At 36.9% G+C, this 15,514-nt stretch carries 22 protein-coding genes; 1 reads left to right on the top strand and 21 read right to left on the bottom strand.

Going from position 1 to position 15,514, the window contains the following annotated elements:
- Positions 1 to 394: 394 nt before the first annotated feature.
- From BM102_RS03420 to BM102_RS03360, 13 genes are all read right to left on the bottom strand, one after another.
- On the bottom strand, positions 395 to 1,006 hold the full coding sequence (locus tag BM102_RS03420; RefSeq protein ID WP_090478927.1) for a hypothetical protein: 612 nt from the start codon (positions 1,004 to 1,006) through the stop codon (positions 395 to 397).
- 70 nt (positions 1,007 to 1,076) lie between these two features.
- Positions 1,077 to 1,280, bottom strand: coding sequence for a hypothetical protein (locus BM102_RS03415; protein WP_090478924.1), 204 nt, complete (start codon positions 1,278 to 1,280; stop codon positions 1,077 to 1,079).
- 114 nt (positions 1,281 to 1,394) lie between these two features.
- Positions 1,395 to 1,928, bottom strand: a complete 534-nt coding sequence (locus BM102_RS03410) for a VanZ family protein (protein WP_090478922.1) — start codon at positions 1,926 to 1,928, stop codon at positions 1,395 to 1,397.
- A gap of 253 nt (positions 1,929 to 2,181) precedes the next feature.
- On the bottom strand, positions 2,182 to 2,919 hold the full coding sequence (locus BM102_RS03405) for a NifB/NifX family molybdenum-iron cluster-binding protein (protein ID WP_090478919.1): 738 nt from the start codon (positions 2,917 to 2,919) through the stop codon (positions 2,182 to 2,184).
- A 64-nt stretch (positions 2,920 to 2,983) separates the two neighbouring features.
- Positions 2,984 to 3,505: a 2'-5' RNA ligase family protein gene (locus BM102_RS03400; RefSeq protein WP_090478916.1), complete on the bottom strand. Its 522-nt coding sequence runs from the start codon at positions 3,503 to 3,505 to the stop codon at positions 2,984 to 2,986.
- 58 nt (positions 3,506 to 3,563) lie between these two features.
- Positions 3,564 to 4,028 (bottom strand): hypothetical protein, encoded by a 465-nt coding sequence (locus BM102_RS03395; protein WP_090478913.1) that lies wholly within the window; start codon positions 4,026 to 4,028, stop codon positions 3,564 to 3,566.
- A 162-nt stretch (positions 4,029 to 4,190) separates the two neighbouring features.
- Positions 4,191 to 4,511, bottom strand: a complete 321-nt coding sequence (locus BM102_RS03390) for a putative heavy metal-binding protein (protein WP_090478910.1) — start codon at positions 4,509 to 4,511, stop codon at positions 4,191 to 4,193.
- Positions 4,512 to 4,604: 93 nt separating this feature from the next.
- On the bottom strand, positions 4,605 to 6,065 hold the full coding sequence (locus BM102_RS03385; RefSeq protein ID WP_090478906.1) for a carbon starvation CstA family protein: 1,461 nt from the start codon (positions 6,063 to 6,065) through the stop codon (positions 4,605 to 4,607).
- 120 nt (positions 6,066 to 6,185) lie between these two features.
- Positions 6,186 to 7,196, bottom strand: coding sequence for a LytS/YhcK type 5TM receptor domain-containing protein (locus BM102_RS03380; protein ID WP_090478902.1), 1,011 nt, complete (start codon positions 7,194 to 7,196; stop codon positions 6,186 to 6,188).
- A gap of 150 nt (positions 7,197 to 7,346) precedes the next feature.
- Positions 7,347 to 8,084, bottom strand: a complete 738-nt coding sequence (locus BM102_RS03375; RefSeq protein ID WP_090478899.1) for an alpha/beta hydrolase — start codon at positions 8,082 to 8,084, stop codon at positions 7,347 to 7,349.
- Positions 8,085 to 8,159: 75 nt separating this feature from the next.
- Complete coding sequence (locus BM102_RS03370) at positions 8,160 to 8,708, bottom strand: DUF3990 domain-containing protein (RefSeq protein ID WP_090478896.1); 549 nt, start codon at positions 8,706 to 8,708, stop codon at positions 8,160 to 8,162.
- A 27-nt stretch (positions 8,709 to 8,735) separates the two neighbouring features.
- Positions 8,736 to 9,482 carry a lysophospholipid acyltransferase family protein gene (locus tag BM102_RS03365; RefSeq protein ID WP_090478894.1) on the bottom strand — a complete coding sequence of 249 codons (747 nt, stop codon included), beginning with the start codon at positions 9,480 to 9,482 and terminating at the stop codon, positions 8,736 to 8,738.
- Positions 9,483 to 9,549: 67 nt separating this feature from the next.
- Complete coding sequence (locus BM102_RS03360) at positions 9,550 to 9,879, bottom strand: LysM peptidoglycan-binding domain-containing protein (protein WP_083380585.1); 330 nt, start codon at positions 9,877 to 9,879, stop codon at positions 9,550 to 9,552.
- A gap of 170 nt (positions 9,880 to 10,049) precedes the next feature.
- On the opposite strand from BM102_RS03360, the gene lexA reads away from it, so the two are divergent.
- Positions 10,050 to 10,664, top strand: a complete 615-nt coding sequence (lexA, locus tag BM102_RS03355) for a transcriptional repressor LexA (RefSeq protein WP_044934479.1) — start codon at positions 10,050 to 10,052, stop codon at positions 10,662 to 10,664.
- A gap of 48 nt (positions 10,665 to 10,712) precedes the next feature.
- Here lexA and rsfS read toward each other — a convergent pair whose 3' ends face one another.
- From rsfS to BM102_RS03315, 8 genes are all read right to left on the bottom strand, one after another.
- Positions 10,713 to 11,060, bottom strand: a complete 348-nt coding sequence (gene rsfS, locus BM102_RS03350) for a ribosome silencing factor (protein ID WP_033154117.1) — start codon at positions 11,058 to 11,060, stop codon at positions 10,713 to 10,715.
- 14 nt (positions 11,061 to 11,074) lie between these two features.
- The gene (nadD, locus tag BM102_RS03345) at positions 11,075 to 12,262 is read right to left on the bottom strand and encodes a nicotinate-nucleotide adenylyltransferase (RefSeq protein ID WP_090478891.1); all 1,188 of its coding nucleotides are present in this window, start codon (positions 12,260 to 12,262) and stop codon (positions 11,075 to 11,077) included.
- 10 nt (positions 12,263 to 12,272) lie between these two features.
- A complete protein-coding gene (yhbY, locus tag BM102_RS03340) occupies positions 12,273 to 12,560 on the bottom strand; it encodes a ribosome assembly RNA-binding protein YhbY (protein WP_033154118.1) in 288 nt (95 codons plus the stop codon).
- 12 nt (positions 12,561 to 12,572) lie between these two features.
- Complete coding sequence (obgE, locus tag BM102_RS03335; RefSeq protein ID WP_033154119.1) at positions 12,573 to 13,859, bottom strand: GTPase ObgE; 1,287 nt, start codon at positions 13,857 to 13,859, stop codon at positions 12,573 to 12,575.
- A gap of 68 nt (positions 13,860 to 13,927) precedes the next feature.
- Positions 13,928 to 14,212 (bottom strand): 50S ribosomal protein L27, encoded by a 285-nt coding sequence (gene rpmA, locus BM102_RS03330; RefSeq protein WP_015549701.1) that lies wholly within the window; start codon positions 14,210 to 14,212, stop codon positions 13,928 to 13,930.
- 3 nt (positions 14,213 to 14,215) lie between these two features.
- Entirely contained in the window at positions 14,216 to 14,542 is a 327-nt protein-coding gene (locus BM102_RS03325) for a ribosomal-processing cysteine protease Prp (protein ID WP_033154120.1), read from the bottom strand.
- A 2-nt stretch (positions 14,543 to 14,544) separates the two neighbouring features.
- Positions 14,545 to 14,853 (bottom strand): 50S ribosomal protein L21, encoded by a 309-nt coding sequence (gene rplU, locus BM102_RS03320; protein ID WP_028236391.1) that lies wholly within the window; start codon positions 14,851 to 14,853, stop codon positions 14,545 to 14,547.
- Positions 14,854 to 14,990: 137 nt separating this feature from the next.
- Positions 14,991 to 15,359, bottom strand: a complete 369-nt coding sequence (locus BM102_RS03315; protein WP_074788913.1) for a hypothetical protein — start codon at positions 15,357 to 15,359, stop codon at positions 14,991 to 14,993.
- Positions 15,360 to 15,514 lie beyond the last annotated feature (155 nt).

Below are 15,514 nucleotides of genomic sequence, written 5' to 3'. Positions count from 1 at the left end.
TTTTCTTTCTAGGACCTTTTTTTTGAGGCATTTTTTTCCAGTTAGCCCCTTCTTTAGCCATTGAGATTATTTTGTCTGCTTGATTTAATCCTTGAATTGACACTTTTTTCTCCTTGTTGAACGATAGTCATATTTTCTTTTTCGTCAGGACAATGAGACCTATAAGTAAAAAAACAAGTCCCAAAATGATGTACAGCCCAGGAAAAATAAGCTGCGCAAGAGCTATGCCCCCAACATCAGTAGAAAATTGGGCCCTGTAATTTATAAACTTTAGCTCCACCCACGCATAAAAGACAGTCACTGCAACCGTGCAAAGAGAGTAGATCCATCTCTTACGCAAAAGGACCATCACAACAAAAGCACCAACAATAGGTGTCTCAGAATCCGAACTTATCTAATCAATGTCGTTTGCACTTTCTTTTAACCAATCCATTGATGCTAGATATTCGTAGAAATTATCATATTCAGGAAATTCCCAGTATCCTTCCACGTAACTTATCAATTGTGAGTCAGGATCATAGTCATTGTTTTGGCATTTACCATAAATATTTAAACTCTGAATATTTGTACCAGCCCAATAATCTCCAGTTTCAACATCAAAGACTAGCGTTATGTAATCATTGTTAATATTTGGCAAACAAGGACCTTCTGCATCCATAACAATGAAATGATAGTGTTCTACTCTATTTTCCATCAATTCATCAAGAGTATAGTTTACCTGCTCTATTTCATAATATTCACTATATCCTAAAATATTTTCATAAGAGCGAAAAACTGCTTCATAATAATCGTTTCTTTTGTAGCAATCATTTAATGTATATTTCATCTTGTGAGTGGACGAATATGGAATTATTTGAGAAGAATCATTTCCGCCGCTATTTCCATAAAAAGAGCAACTATTAATGATTGGAATACTATCTGAAAAATCTTCCTTTTTTCCATCACATGCAGTGAACAATGAAACGGATAACATGGTTATAAGTAATATCTTTAATTGTTGCTTCATTATTTAGTGTCCTCTTATATAAATGATAAATCGTTTAATTTCAGTTACAATAAGCATGGATAGTATAAATTTACAAACTTGAATTTATTTCATAATCTTCTTTCTTTGAATTTTTGATTCGGCGGACTAGCTCAAATACATTTCTTGAACCAATGACAATCCAGCATATAGTGCAGATTGTATTATTTTCAAAATAATACCTTGCAGCGACAAAAAATGATAAACAAATTAATACAAAGCAACCTACTATCTTTAATAGTTCTTTCTTTTTCATCCTATTATCTCCATATATAACTTTAATTAGCAATATCACAATTATGCCGTAACACTATAAATAAAAAGTTAAAGAACTCGACAAATGTCGATTTATACGACTGTCATCTCTCCTCTACTCTTTCCCTTTGTTCCTCCGAATCAAGAACACAATACACGCGCCAATTGCTACACCGATTGTGTTCAAAATCAAGTCATCGATATCAGTATGTCGTCCAATGCAAACCAGTTGAGTCAACTCGATGAACAGTGTAAAGCCCGCACCAGCGAATATAGTTTTTCGAATCGTATCGAGTTGCTTAAAACAAATCGGCCACACGATTCCAACCGGTATGAACATCGTGATATTACCGATGACATTCATCTTCCAGCCATCATATCGATCTACAAGGAAGTAGAATGGAATGATACTGATCATATCATGGATATCATCTCTAAAGCCTAACTTTAACGTTGGTATCTTTCCATTCTCAATATGAAATCCAAAATACACGAATCGAAATATAACAACGATGCAAACGTAAACCAATAACAGTTGGAGTTCTCGCTTAATCGAAAATGCTTTTGTTTTAGCAGCTACAACTAAACGAGTGATAATCCATATAATCGTTATTAGTAAAAAGAGTTGTAAGTACGTAATTTCAATCATTATCTCAATCTCCATCGTGCATTATCCTGAAATATAATTATCGCAACAAATCTCGATTTGTTAATGTCTTTATTTTAGTTGATTAGAAAGCTAAATAAAAGTTTTAATTACCATATTTCCAATATTTGTTTATTAGATTTATACTAATACTGTTCTGCATATGTCTTGCAGCGGTTGCGATGATGACTACTGTAACAGCAAAAAGGAGCTGGGATATTTAATACCTCCAACTCCTTTGTTATCTTACATGTATTTAATTGTGGCAGCTTCCATGACCGTGTCCATGACAACTATGACCTTCACCATGTTCTTCGTCGTGATGCGAACAGTTTGCTTCACCTGAAGCTGCAAGTGTACCTGCTAAGAATGCATTTACCACTTCATCAGTATTTCCGCTTGCACCAGCGTATAACTGAATGCCTGCCTCCTGAAGTGCCATTACAGCACCACCGCCGATACCACCACAGATAAGAACATCTACTTCTGCAAGATTTAAAACACCTGCAAGAGCGCCACAGCCCTCACCATTAGTGCCTACTACCTCAGAGTTAACGACCTTACCATCCTCGATATCGTAAACTTTGAACTGTTCTGTTCTTCCAAAGTGTCCAAACACATTTCCATTATCATAAGTTACCGCTACTCTCATTATATTTACTCCTTTTGATTTCAATTTATTATCAAAAAAAGCTTGGTTTCTATTCAACTCTACATTACCACCGGATATACGAATGCGCTTTCCTTCTATAAGTGCAGTAGCTATTTTTTTTCTGGCACTCTCATACATAGCTGTAACAGTTGTTCTGGCTACCCCCATACTGTCTGCACAATCTTCTTGATTCAAACCTTCAGCATCTAAAAGTTTCAAAGTCTCATACTCATCTAGAGTAAGGGTGATTGTCTCCAACTCAGGTTTCTCCGAATTTTCTGGAACAAAGCTATAGTAATCTGGAAAAACACGTATCTTTCTACATTTTGGTAATCTAGGCACAATAGAATCCTCCTGCCTTTATTGACATATGTCAAATATAATATATCGCTATTACTGACATATGTCAAATTAATTCTATATTACAAACATCTTCATGAGGATTAACTTTTGCTAATCCAATGCGAACAATTTGTGCTTCAATATTCTTAAAATCACACATAGCTTTAACAGCTTCATTCATTTGATCGATAGTTAATGTCTTGGCTAGTGTAATATGTGGTAGCCAAGACAAAGGCCTGTAGTATTTGCTTATTGTTGTTTCCGGAATATCAGCAAAAGCTTCGCATATATCCTGCTGAAGATTAAACAAGTACTGGTTTAAATATGGCGCAGCATATATTACCTTCGGTATAAACTGGCCTACAGATATTATTGATATATCACCGCCATGTAATTTGTTATTAAGATTTTCAAAAGTAGGCACCAGTACTTCTACGTTTCTGGCTTCTATTGCGGTTAACGTCATATGGGGAGGCACGTTATTATCTAGCATAAAACTATTGCCTGATGCCTCTACTATTTTGCAAATATATTCCTGAAGCTTTTCAGTTGTATTTTTATCAAAATATGCTGATATTAAATACATTTACACCTCTTCTATAGATTGTCTTATTTATGACTATCAATTTGCTTTAGAGATTATCCTATTTCTCGTCTTCTAATGTTTGCGCTGACACTATTGTATATTCTTTGCCATCCATCTCCACATCAACAATATGTTCGGCTTTCCAATCCGTCCATTCTACAGTAAAGCATGTATTACTAGTCCATTCAATGTCGTAATCGGTCCCATATGTACTATGAATACCATCAAGTTCTATTGCTTTTTTGGCTGGCTTTTTCTCTTCTACTGAATATTTTTTTACATCTTCAGCAAATTCGATGCATAGGAAATTCTCACCGGAATCCATTGCTCCGGCAGAGTTATTGATACTCTCAACTTGATACGACCCGTCAGGTGATACAAAAACTTCATTAACTCTTCTTGTGTCGCCTTGTAAAAATGTGAGCATGAATATAAAACATATAAATAATAATGGTATAGTGAGAATAATCGCAATTATTATACCGATTATACTCAATACGTTGTTGAGAATATTTTTAGTCATCATATACCTCATTTGTCATTAATTGTCTTTATTTTAGTTGTTTTTAGTAATATTTTAAAGCGTAAATTACCATATTTTTGAGAGATGTATATAAAAAACACTTATGATTGAAAATTTCTAATCAACCATAAGTGTTTTGATTTGTTCTGTTTATTAATAAATTTATTGCACTACTACAGCAGTACCTGATGCAGTAACCATCAGCATACCATTATCAGCTCCAAGTACTTCGTAATCAATGTCGACACCTACAACTGCGTTTGCACCCATCTGAGCAGCTCGTTGTTCCATTTCCGCTAATGCCTGTTGTCTAGCTTGAATTATCTCCTCTTCATATGTGCCAGAACGTCCTCCAAAAAAATTTGATAATCCTGCTGCGAAATCTTTAATAAAATTAACTCCGGCTACTACTTCTCCAAATACAATTCCTTTGTATTCAACAATTGTGTGTCCTTCTACACTTGGTGTTGTTGTTGAAATCATAATAATACCTCCTTATCACATTATATATTGTTTTTTTATTATATTAAAACAAGGCACCTTGAAATCTCAAGGTGCCCAAAATATTTTAAATTATTATACGTGATGCATCATCTTGAAATGAGAAACTGTATCATGTTGCTTTAATGTAGCTCTTATAAATAATCCAAGGAAAACAGCGGCTGCAATTATTCCTATTGGATAAGCTATTTTTGTAGATAGATGTAAGCACTCTGGCGCACAGAAGAAATATGTGACAGAAACTGCTGACATAAATGTTGCAGGAACCGCTGTGAACCAGTAATTCTTTGCATTTTTATATAGATACATTGATGCGGTCCAAAGAGCTATCATTGCAAGTGTCTGATTTGACCAGCTGAAATATCTCCAGATTACACCATAGTTTAATTGGCTAATCAGTGCACCGGCTGCAAGAAGTGGAACGCAAATATACAGACGGCTAAGGTATGGCTTCTGGTCAATCTTGAACCAGTCAGCGATTACAAGTCGTGCAGATCTGAAAGCTGTATCACCAGATGTAATAGGACATGCTATAACACCTAGCATTGCTAATACGATACCGAAACCACCCATTGTTTTTGTACAAATATCGTATACACATGTAGCCTGACCATTTGCAAGCATTGCTGTTAAACCAGTTGTAAGACCTCCTGTCGTTGCATAAATCGCACTACCTGCTGCTGCCCAGATAAGAGCGATGATACCTTCACTAACCATAGCACCGTAGAATACCATATGGCTTTCTTTTTCTGAAGAACAGCAACGAGCCATTAGTGGTGATTGAGTTGCATGGAAACCTGAAATTGCACCACAAGCAACTGATACAAACATCATTGGCCATATTGGTGTGTTATCTGGATGTAAGTTGGCTAACTGAATCTCTGGAATGGTATAACCGTGTGTAAAAATACCTATGGCTACACCAAAAGCCATAACGATAAGGCATATTCCAAATACTGGATAAAACTTTCCTATGATTTTATCGATTGGAATAAATGTGGCAATGAAATAATAAATTAAGATGATTGCCAACCAGAAATATGTGTTTGTTAGAAGACCTGTACCACCCTGATTTCCAATTAATAGGGAAATAAGACCGGCAGGACCAACAGCAAATACTGTACCAACCATTACAAGAAGTACGACGCTGAATATGCGCATAACAGTCTTCATTATATTTCCAAGGTATAAGCCTGTAAGCTCTGATACGCTGGCTCCATCGTGGCGCATGCTCATAAATCCTACAGAAAAATCATGAACTCCTCCAGCTAAAATGGTACCTAGTGTGATCCAAAGAAATACTGAAGTACCCCACTGCGCTCCTGCTAATGCACCATAAATTGGACCAAGTCCTGCAATATTTAGAAGCTGGATTAAGAATAGCTTCCATTTTGGCATTACAACGAAATCGACGCCGTCATTGATTCTCACGGCTGGCGTTTGTCTATCATCTGGTCCGTAGAGTTTTTCTATTACCCTTCCGTAGACAAAGTACCCTCCTATAAGTACTGCCAGACAAATAATAAAACTAATCATATACATTCACCCCCGTTACATTTATTTTGTCCTATAAGGACATCTCTTAACTTGGAGTATAGTATCTAATTTTATCTACAACAACGGGTTCGGACTGAAATGCTAAAAACAGGTACTGATTTACATGCTATAATAATCCTTTATTTCATGGATTATTTTTCTGCTGATTGGAATAATAGTATGATTATCATCTTTCATACAAAGTGCATATCCGTTATTGGCATCTGGTTGTAAGGAATCACCTTTTGTAAGATTTGCAATATAGCTTCTATGAATTCTTACAAATGAGTTGTCGTCAGATTCTAGTTTCTTCTCCCATTCAATTAGTGGCTCATTGCTATAATAAGCCTGGTTTTTACAATATACTTTAGCGCCTTTATGAATCGCTTCTATGTAGTATATATTATCAGCTTCAACTAGTTCTGTGTGATCTCCTGCTTGTAGACCAAAAGGGCCAATCTTTTGCTTGGCTTTTGTCTTTTCAAGTAAATCGTTGTTTATTGTTTCAAGCCTTTCATTATCTGCTTGAAGCATTTGTCTCATATATACATCTTTAAAAATTGAAAAGAATAAAAGCATACCTATGGAATTAATTATTACCATTGGTATTGTTAACGTCTTTACGATTTCTATTGCTATGGAAAATGGTTTCACGAATATTAAAAGATTTATCATATGAAAACCTTCCGCAGCAGCTGTAATTACAAGTAGCGTGGTCCATTTTAATGTATAATTCTTCTTTTTAAGAATCTGATATATGACAGCTGACAGTATTCCCTCTAAAAATGTAGAAAATGCGCAAGCAAATGTAGTTAATCCATGTGGGTCAAATAGAAAACGATGAATTGCGCCTATCGTTCCTGCTGTAATGCCAACTATTGGTCCACAAAGTAGCCCGCCAGCTAAAACCCCCAATACTCTTGTATTTGGGATGGCACCTTGGACGACACCTCCAGTGCAGGTTGAAAATATGCAAAATCCACCAAAAATTCCGCCAAGCACAAACCGTCCTAGCTTGGCGTGACCGCTATCCTGACATAAAATATGGTCAATATATGGAATTTTTGTCAAAGCTAGAGCAATTAACGCCAGTAGCCCTATATTTATTACCATGTCATAACATAATTCCATAAGCCGTCTCCTTTTACATATTTTATTTTACGTCCCAGCGCCACAAGTTGCAATAGGTGTGAAAAAAGGACCTATTCTATGAATAGGTCCCTTAACGTATTATCTTGGTGGTATAGGATGTGCAGCTCTTTGGCCTCCCTTGCAATTAAATCATAAACCCTTTACAAATTCCTTTACAGCTTCAACAGCTTGATCAAGATGGTAATCATAGCAATGAGTATCACCAGGTATAAGCTTCAATGTGCAGTTAGCGAATTTCTTTGAGGCTTCTATTCCATATTCTACAGGAACAGCTTCATCTGCATCGCCATGTACAATTAGAACTGGGCCAGAATATTTCTTTATGGCTGCATCTAAATCAATGGATTGAGCAACTCTTATATAATTGCCACTAAGCTCTCTTCCATCCCATGACTGAAGCATATCTGGGATGTTTTCAGGATCGAAAGGCTGCCCCAACAATTCCCCTTGTTTTGCTCCTTCTATTATAACATAAGCTGGAGAAAGTGGAATTAAAGCCTTAATTACATCTCTTTCCATTGCTGCAGCAAGTGTAACTGCAAGACCTCCCTGTGAGTGGCCGCACATATACATTTCTGTAACAAAATCAAGAGTTTTAGCGTAATCTACAACTGTAAGAATGTTGTTAAGCCATTTATAGAGATTGTGATTCTTGAATTCACCGTCGCTGTTGCCGTGGCCGTATAAATCTACTCTTAAAGTGGCAACTCCAACTTCATTTAATCCTTTTGATACTGCAAGGATGTGGTCCTCCTCGATGTGTCCTGTGAATCCATGAAATACTAAACATAGTGGACATTTAGTAGTCCCATTTGTAGGCATATCAAGCTTTGCATTTAGCTTAATGCCGTCATCAGTAATAAACATTATTGTCCCCCTTTATATTTTAACTAAAAAACTCCGAAACCATTTTAAATGATTACGGAGCATTTTTACAGCATTTTATGAAAGTATTTGAGATATTGCTTCCTGGTATTCTTCCTCTTCCTTTTTAACAATATCTTGATAGCTAAGCGCTTTCTCGTGACTGAGAATTTCTGAACTAACCCATTTCAGATGAGCTGCTGCTTTTGGCGTCTTTAAAACTATTTGATAGTAACATCCTCCCTGAAGAAGTAGCTCAAGAGCTTCTTTTTTGGAAAGAAAGCCACTAGTTATAATGCCAAAGGTATTGTACAAAGTATCGTTTGCAATGGGGCCTTTTATAACGTCGTATTCAGATAAATAGTCATCTTTAGCGGCGCGATTGTTGAAAATATAGTCGGCCCACTCTGAGCTACGACTGAATTCCTTAATATGCAGTCCATCTAATTCCAGTTCGTATTTATTAATTATGATGTCATATCCTGCCTTTTCACGGGCCCAACGTCCTGCAAAGTCTAAATCATCAGATGTATAGAAACCCTGACCAAAATCGGCGTTTTTGCGTCCGTAATGAATGTCCGGATTTTTGATTTCTTCGTAGGATGTATGGAAAAGTTGTAACTTCATATCATATACCTGTATTTCAAATGCAGATTAATACTCAGGATCCTTTTCTGGATTATTTACATATACTCCAAATTCTTCCATGGTAGAAATAATTGTATTTCTAACGATATCTGCAACCTCATGGGTTTTCATATCTTTGTAGGTTTCGTAATAAATAGGCTCACCAAATATTACTTTTGTGGTAACTGGACCAGGCTTAAAGCTATTAAAAGCAAGGTAAGAATCAATAAGTGTAACAGGAATGATAGGCACCTGAGCCTTCATTGCACATTTGAAACTGCCTGGCTTGAAACGCTGGACAATATTACCATTGCTGGCGTATCCACCTTCGGAGAAGAGAATGAAGCGCTTTCCTTCCTTTACTTCCTCTTCTATCTGAGCCATGATACGAACGTTTTGACGTACGTCATCCAATGCTAGGCGCTTGGCACCAAGTAAATCAACCATTTCGCGAACAAGGAAACCGTATGATTTGGCCTTGTCCATAACGAATGTACATGGATTGTGATGTGCATACATGATTCCAAGAGCGTCATATTTGCCCTGATGGTTTGGATACATGATGTATCCGCCCTCCTCGGGAAGGTTTTCTGTGCCATATACCTCTGTGGTAATTCTGGCTGATTTCTTAAGATAACGTATAAGTCGGAGTGCATATGCGTATCTTGTTTTTTCTGGGTATTTTTCTTTATGTTTTATCATTTTACGCATAGTAGGAACTATTTCAGGTCCTCGTTTTGCGTTAAATAGAATTGCTATTAAAAAACGAATCATAATAACTCCCTATCCATATTCTCTATATATGATAGTACCATAAATGGGGGAGCCCTGTGAATACCTACTACAATATATCGTATGAAGAGTATTCGATAACGAGATAATTCCCAGCTGTAATATCATCGTCCAGAAGATGATTCATGGATTTAATATTACTGATGAAATCCTGTTTGTCGGTATAATCCGGGCCCATGAACTGATCTGCTATAGACCACAAAGTATCACCAGGCTGGATTTCGTAGCTGGTGTAATAAGTGTAAACTTGACGATTTGTTTCAGCTGCTGCTCTATTTGAAAAGAAGATAAAACCAAATAATAAAGAAGCTATGATAGCTGCTAATAACATGATTTTTCTATTTCTAACGATACGTTCTGATTTGTTATATACCTTCATAATATCAAACCCTCCAAAATAAATGTTCGGAACCTTTGTTCTGGTATCAATATAAATCCGAACGTTCGTTTTGTCAATACTTTTTTCGAACAAAATTTCGGAAAATGTGTTTGCAAAAGTATGTTCTTTGTGCTATTGTAAAATTAATAAAAAAGAAAGGAGCCTTTCCTATGGCATACGGAAAAATTTCTGCAAAACAGCGCGAAATCCTTGAAGTTATTAAAAAAGAAATTTTAAATAAAGGTTATCCTCCTACTGTTAGAGAACTTTGTGATGCATGTAATCTTAAATCTACATCATCTGTTCACTCTCATTTGGAGACTCTTGAAAAGAACGGATATATCAAGCGTGACCCATCAAAGCCACGTGCTATTGAAATCGTTGATGATAATTTTAATATTGTTCGTCGTGAGGTAGTCAATGTTCCTGTAGTTGGAAATGTTGCTGCTGGTCAGCCACTTCTTGCAGTTCAGAACATCGATGAATACTTCCCTATTCCAGCTGAGCACATGCCTAATCAGCAGGCTTTCATGCTTCGTGTCAAGGGTGAGTCAATGATTAATGCTGGTATTCTTGATGGAGACACTATTATTGTTATGCAGCAAGACACTGCTAAAAATGGTGATATGGTAGTTGCTCTCGTAGATGACAGCGCCACTGTTAAGACATTCTATAAAGAGGATGGACACATTCGTTTACAGCCTGAAAATGACACTATGGATCCTATTATTGTTCCAGACTGTCAAATCCTTGGTAAAGTATTCGGTGTTTTCCGTTTCTTCTAATTTTAGCCATGAAAAAAGCCAATCCTTTCGGATTGGCTTTTATTAATTCTATAAGTCTGCAGCATCAATAAGGATGCCATCTTTCCAAATTCTTTCTAAATCGTAGAATAATCTATCTTCTTCAGAGAATAAGTGAACAATTACATCTTCGTAGTCCATAAGTACCCATGTGCTCTGTCTGTTACCCTCGATAGATTTAGCGTGAATTCCGTTTTCGTAAAGAATTCTATCTACTTCGTCCTGCATTGCATTCATCTGACTCTGGTTTGATGCAGAAGCAACGATGAAATAATCAGCCATGATACTTACATTTGAAATATCGATAGCTTTAACATCGATAGCTTTCTTATCGTCAAGTGCTTTGCAAACGAGTTTTGCCATTTCTCTTGAATCCATATTGTACCTCTCTTCTATTTATTAAGTAATTTACGATAATAATTAAACGTATCTATTGTTGTTGGATCTACCATATCAGGATTGCTATTAAGATAGTTTACTGAATCCTCAAGAATCATATATACACATAAATCTAAATCACTATATGCTACTGAGCGAATTATATCTAACCTTGGCTGCTTGTCACGGCATGGTTCAATATAATCTGCTACAAATATGATTTTATCTAATAAACTCATATTTGGACATCCAGTAGTATGAACTTCAATCGCATGAGCGATTTGCTTGTCCTTTACGTCATACTTTTCTTTAGCGTAATAGGCTCCAACTTTGCCGTGAAGTAAGTGAGGATATTTATACTCTATATCAGTTATAGGAATATTGTTTTTCTCACATACGCTGATACGTTTTTCATCTGAGATGCATTTTGCGCAGTCGTGAAGCATGCCTGCAACCATAGCGTTTATAGCAGGATAATTCCATCTTATTGCTAAGCTGTATGCTGTTTGAGCCACGCCTATGGTGTGAACATATCTACTTACTTTTAACTCCTTTTTCATTTCATCATCAAGACGCATAACGTCTTCCATGGTGTATGAATCAGGGGCATAAAGATTATGTTCAATTATGTAATTAAAGACTGCTTCAGGCATCTGGTTTTTAATATCTGGATTTATTCTGATTTTGTTTCTTATTGATGAGGATGCAATATCGTTTGCAATATAATCAATTAAGAAAAAATCACCATCAAAGATATTTTTGCATTCATGGATAGATTGCTCTATTTTATCCATATCATCCCCGGCTCTAGGCGCTGCAAGCACATTACAATACTGGGAAATGATTTCAGGCTTAACCCAATTTTTGAAATTGATAAGGCTGTCGCTACCCATAATAAAGAATAATTCATCATCAGGGTGCTCTTGATGTAATTCTGTAAATGTAATGTAAGAATAACTCTTTCCAGCTCTATATATTTCTCTGTCGTCTATTTCTAGCCCGTCGATGCCTTCGATAGCAAGGCGCACCATATCGTATCTGCATAAATCAGCAACTGTCTCACTAGTATCCTTGTGAGGCGGTGTGCCTGAAATAAGGAAATAGACAATATCTAAGTCAAACTGCCTTTTAGCAGCCTGCGCAATTTCTATATGAGTGTTATGAATCGGATTAAATGTACCACCATAAATGCCAATTCTCATGATGTCTCCTTTACTGTGGAAGCTTAATAACAGGCTTTTTAGCAGCTCTGTAAAGCACGATCTTGCGACCGATAACACGAACAACTTCTGCACGTGTACGCTCAGCTAATACTTGAGCGATTTCCTTAGGATCATCAAAACAATTCTTTAATACATTTATCTTTATAAGCTCTCTAGCCTCTAAAGCTTCATCAACAGCATTTGTATATTCTGGTGTAAGTGAAGCCTTGCCGATTTGTAAAATAGGGCTCATATCGGCTGCTAAAGATGATAAATAAGCTCTCTGTTTATTTGTCATTTCTATACCTCTTTATTTGTAGTAATCAAATACTAGACCATACATACGAACTGTATCGCCTTCCTGAATACCCTTTTCCTCAAGCTCCTTCAAGATGCCTTGCTCTTTGAGGAAGTTCTGGAAGAATAAGAATCCCTTCTCAGACTCAAGGTTAGTGTATCCAAGCATTTTTTCAATACGTGGTCCTTCAACAACGTAATCGCCTTCATCGTTAATTTCTACTGTGTAAGGCTCATCATTGAATGCTCTTATTGTAGGATCAAACTCCTGCTCATAAACGATTGGAGCATCATCACATGTATCAAGAAGTCGTACAACCTCGTATAAAAGCTCTTTAATGCCCTGACCGCTAACAGCAGAAATAGCAAATACTTTGATGCCTTTAGGCTCAAATTCTGCTTTTAATTCTTCAAGAACCTGATTAGATTCCTCTCCGATTACATCCATTTTGTTGGCTGCGATAACCTGTGGCTTTTTAAGAAGCGCTGAATCATATGCTTCGAGCTCAGCTGAGATAGTTTTAATATCCTCAACAGGATTACGGCCTTCTACAGAAGCGCCATCAACCATATGAATGATAACCTTTGTTCGTTCGATGTGGCGAAGGAATTCATGACCTAGTCCGATTCCCTCAGATGCACCTTCGATAAGGCCTGGAATATCAGCAATAACGAAACCATTTATATCATCAACATCTACAACACCAAGATTTGGGCTAAGTGTTGTAAAATGATAATTTCCAATTTTAGGGTCTGCATTTGTTACACGTGATAAAAATGTTGATTTACCAACGTTTGGATAACCTACAAGACCTACATCAGCTATAACCTTGAGCTCAAGGATAACCTCTAATTCAATTGCATCTACACCTGGCTTTGCATACTTAGGTGCCTGCATTGTAGAAGTTGCAAAATGCTGATTTCCAAGTCCGCCTTTACCACCAGGAAGAACGATTTGACGCTTATTATCGCCAGACATATCTGCAATAACCTTTCCTGATTCGGCATCTTTGATAACTGTTCCTTCTGGAACCTTTAGGATTAAATCCTCTCCATTTTTGCCATGACAATTGTCTTTGCCACCCTCCTGACCTGGAGCTGCAGCAAATTTTCTACGATGTCTATAATCTGTAAGTGTGTTAAGGCCTGGATCTACTTCGAAAATTACATCGCCACCTTTACCACCGTCGCCGCCATTTGGACCACCGTTTGGTACATATTTTTCGCGACGGAAACTAACGTGACCATCGCCACCCTTACCTGATTTTATAATAATCTTTGCTCTATCAGCAAATGCCATAAAAATCTCCTTATACTGAAATGAAAAACGACCCGACTTTACGTAACACGTATAGTCGGGTCAAATAATTACTGCTCTACAGGATAGACAGAAGCCTGCTTCTTGTCTCTTCCCTTTCTCTCGAAACGAAGTACTCCATCAACTAAAGCAAAAAGTGTATCGTCTCCACCGAGACCTACATTATTGCCTGGAAGAATCTTTGTACCGCGCTGTCTATAAAGAATGTTGCCAGCCTTAACGAACTGACCATCTGCTCTTTTAGCACCTAATCTCTTAGACTCAGAATCTCTACCGTTCTTTGTAGAGCCTACACCCTTTTTATGAGCGAAGAACTGAAGGTTCATCTGTAGCATGTCTTACACCTCCTTAATTTCTAGTGAAATATACTCATCACCGTATTGTTTTTGAATCTCGCCCAAACCAAGCAACATAGAGTCAATCAAAAGCTGAGCTCTATCAGATAGCTTTTCTGAAAAAGACATAACTAAATGTCCTCCATCTTCAGCAGCCTCAACACTAAAAGCATCATCAGTAAAACGCTCAATGCTGTTAAATGTGTTAATAGCTAATACTGAAACTGCAGCACAAACAATGTTTTGTCCTGCTTCCTCGGAACCGGCATGGCCGTCCAAAGAAATCTGTTTAATATCTGCTGCTTGCTTGGAAATAATCACGGAAACCATAATTAACCGTTAATCTTTTCAATCTTAACCTGTGTGAAAGCCTGTCTGTGGCCATTCTTCTTGTGGTAACCTGTTTTTCTCTTGTACTTGTAAACGATTACCTTCTTACCTCTGCCTTCTTTAACAACAGAAGCCTCTACTGTTGCGCCCTTAACTGTAGGGTCACCAACCTTGAGATCCTTGTCGCTAACAGCAAGAACCTGATCAAAAGTAACCTTCTCACCAGCTTCAACGCCAAGCTTTTCAATGGTAATGATATCGCCTTCAGAAACTTTGTACTGCTTACCACCTGTTGCAATAATTGCGTACATGGTTGCTCCTCCTTTTTATCATTACTCGCCAGTTTCGGTGGTGCTTCGGAATGAAACACACTTCAAAAACCACACTGAGCGGCATACTCAAGTATAATAGCACAGCAATTGGCTATCGTCAATAATTTAATTAAAGATTACTCTACTGTATGTACATCTCCAAGATGTTTCTTAAGATATTGATCTAAAGATGAAAGATTATGACCATTACTTTCTCTTATTTTTCTAGCTTCATCTTCAAGACAATGCCTACAAGCTCTGTGCAAATCATCCTGCTCCGTAGTTTCAAACCATTTATCGAATTGCTCTTCTAGGTCAGTGTCTGATTTAAATCTAAACTTGCTCAATTGCAAAGTAAGCTGTGAAATTGCACGCTGTTTAACAGCAATTCTAGCATCGTCAGTTAAGTTTACCTCAGGAAAATCTTTGTTATATTTTACAATCTCCTGGTCTGCAATCTGTTCAGCCTTTTTCTCTACTACAGGAATTATTTCGTTTAGTTCCATAATAGATGCCTATCCTATGATAAGGATTATTCCTTTCTGAATCAATGTTTTGCACCAAATCATATGAATTATATCATCATATTATGTTTAATCTGTTATAGAACCAGATTTGTAATTATTCCTAATTTCAAAAGTAATTTATTGTTGAAAAAGCT

This window comes from Pseudobutyrivibrio sp. JW11 (assembly GCF_900115355.1).
In the GTDB taxonomy this organism is placed as follows: domain Bacteria; phylum Bacillota; class Clostridia; order Lachnospirales; family Lachnospiraceae; genus Pseudobutyrivibrio; species Pseudobutyrivibrio ruminis.
The sequence above is the reverse complement of the archived record's forward strand: the minus strand, read 5'-3'. Positions and strand labels throughout refer to the sequence as shown.

Excerpts from the sequence above, each read along its gene's own strand:
- BM102_RS03420 (WP_090478927.1), bottom strand. The coding sequence starts at position 1,006 with ATGAAGCAACAATTAAAGATATTACTTATAACCATGTTATCCGTTTCA.
- BM102_RS03415 (WP_090478924.1), bottom strand. The coding sequence starts at position 1,280 with ATGAAAAAGAAAGAACTATTAAAGATAGTAGGTTGCTTTGTATTAATT.
- BM102_RS03410 (WP_090478922.1), bottom strand. The coding sequence starts at position 1,928 with ATGATTGAAATTACGTACTTACAACTCTTTTTACTAATAACGATTATA.
- BM102_RS03400 (WP_090478916.1), bottom strand. The coding sequence starts at position 3,505 with ATGTATTTAATATCAGCATATTTTGATAAAAATACAACTGAAAAGCTT.
- BM102_RS03395 (WP_090478913.1), bottom strand. The coding sequence starts at position 4,028 with ATGACTAAAAATATTCTCAACAACGTATTGAGTATAATCGGTATAATA.
- BM102_RS03390 (WP_090478910.1), bottom strand. The coding sequence starts at position 4,511 with ATGATTTCAACAACAACACCAAGTGTAGAAGGACACACAATTGTTGAA.
- BM102_RS03385 (WP_090478906.1), bottom strand. The coding sequence starts at position 6,065 with ATGATTAGTTTTATTATTTGTCTGGCAGTACTTATAGGAGGGTACTTT.
- BM102_RS03380 (WP_090478902.1), bottom strand. The coding sequence starts at position 7,196 with ATGGAATTATGTTATGACATGGTAATAAATATAGGGCTACTGGCGTTA.
- BM102_RS03375 (WP_090478899.1), bottom strand. The coding sequence starts at position 8,084 with ATGTTTATTACTGATGACGGCATTAAGCTAAATGCAAAGCTTGATATG.
- BM102_RS03370 (WP_090478896.1), bottom strand. The coding sequence starts at position 8,708 with ATGAAGTTACAACTTTTCCATACATCCTACGAAGAAATCAAAAATCCG.
- BM102_RS03365 (WP_090478894.1), bottom strand. The coding sequence starts at position 9,482 with ATGATTCGTTTTTTAATAGCAATTCTATTTAACGCAAAACGAGGACCT.
- BM102_RS03360 (WP_083380585.1), bottom strand. The coding sequence starts at position 9,879 with ATGAAGGTATATAACAAATCAGAACGTATCGTTAGAAATAGAAAAATC.
- lexA (WP_044934479.1), top strand. The coding sequence starts at position 10,050 with ATGGCATACGGAAAAATTTCTGCAAAACAGCGCGAAATCCTTGAAGTT.
- rsfS (WP_033154117.1), bottom strand. The coding sequence starts at position 11,060 with ATGGATTCAAGAGAAATGGCAAAACTCGTTTGCAAAGCACTTGACGAT.
- nadD (WP_090478891.1), bottom strand. The coding sequence starts at position 12,262 with ATGAGAATTGGCATTTATGGTGGTACATTTAATCCGATTCATAACACT.
- yhbY (WP_033154118.1), bottom strand. The coding sequence starts at position 12,560 with ATGACAAATAAACAGAGAGCTTATTTATCATCTTTAGCAGCCGATATG.
- obgE (WP_033154119.1), bottom strand. The coding sequence starts at position 13,859 with ATGGCATTTGCTGATAGAGCAAAGATTATTATAAAATCAGGTAAGGGT.
- rpmA (WP_015549701.1), bottom strand. The coding sequence starts at position 14,212 with ATGCTACAGATGAACCTTCAGTTCTTCGCTCATAAAAAGGGTGTAGGC.
- BM102_RS03325 (WP_033154120.1), bottom strand. The coding sequence starts at position 14,542 with ATGGTTTCCGTGATTATTTCCAAGCAAGCAGCAGATATTAAACAGATT.
- rplU (WP_028236391.1), bottom strand. The coding sequence starts at position 14,853 with ATGTACGCAATTATTGCAACAGGTGGTAAGCAGTACAAAGTTTCTGAA.
- BM102_RS03315 (WP_074788913.1), bottom strand. The coding sequence starts at position 15,359 with ATGGAACTAAACGAAATAATTCCTGTAGTAGAGAAAAAGGCTGAACAG.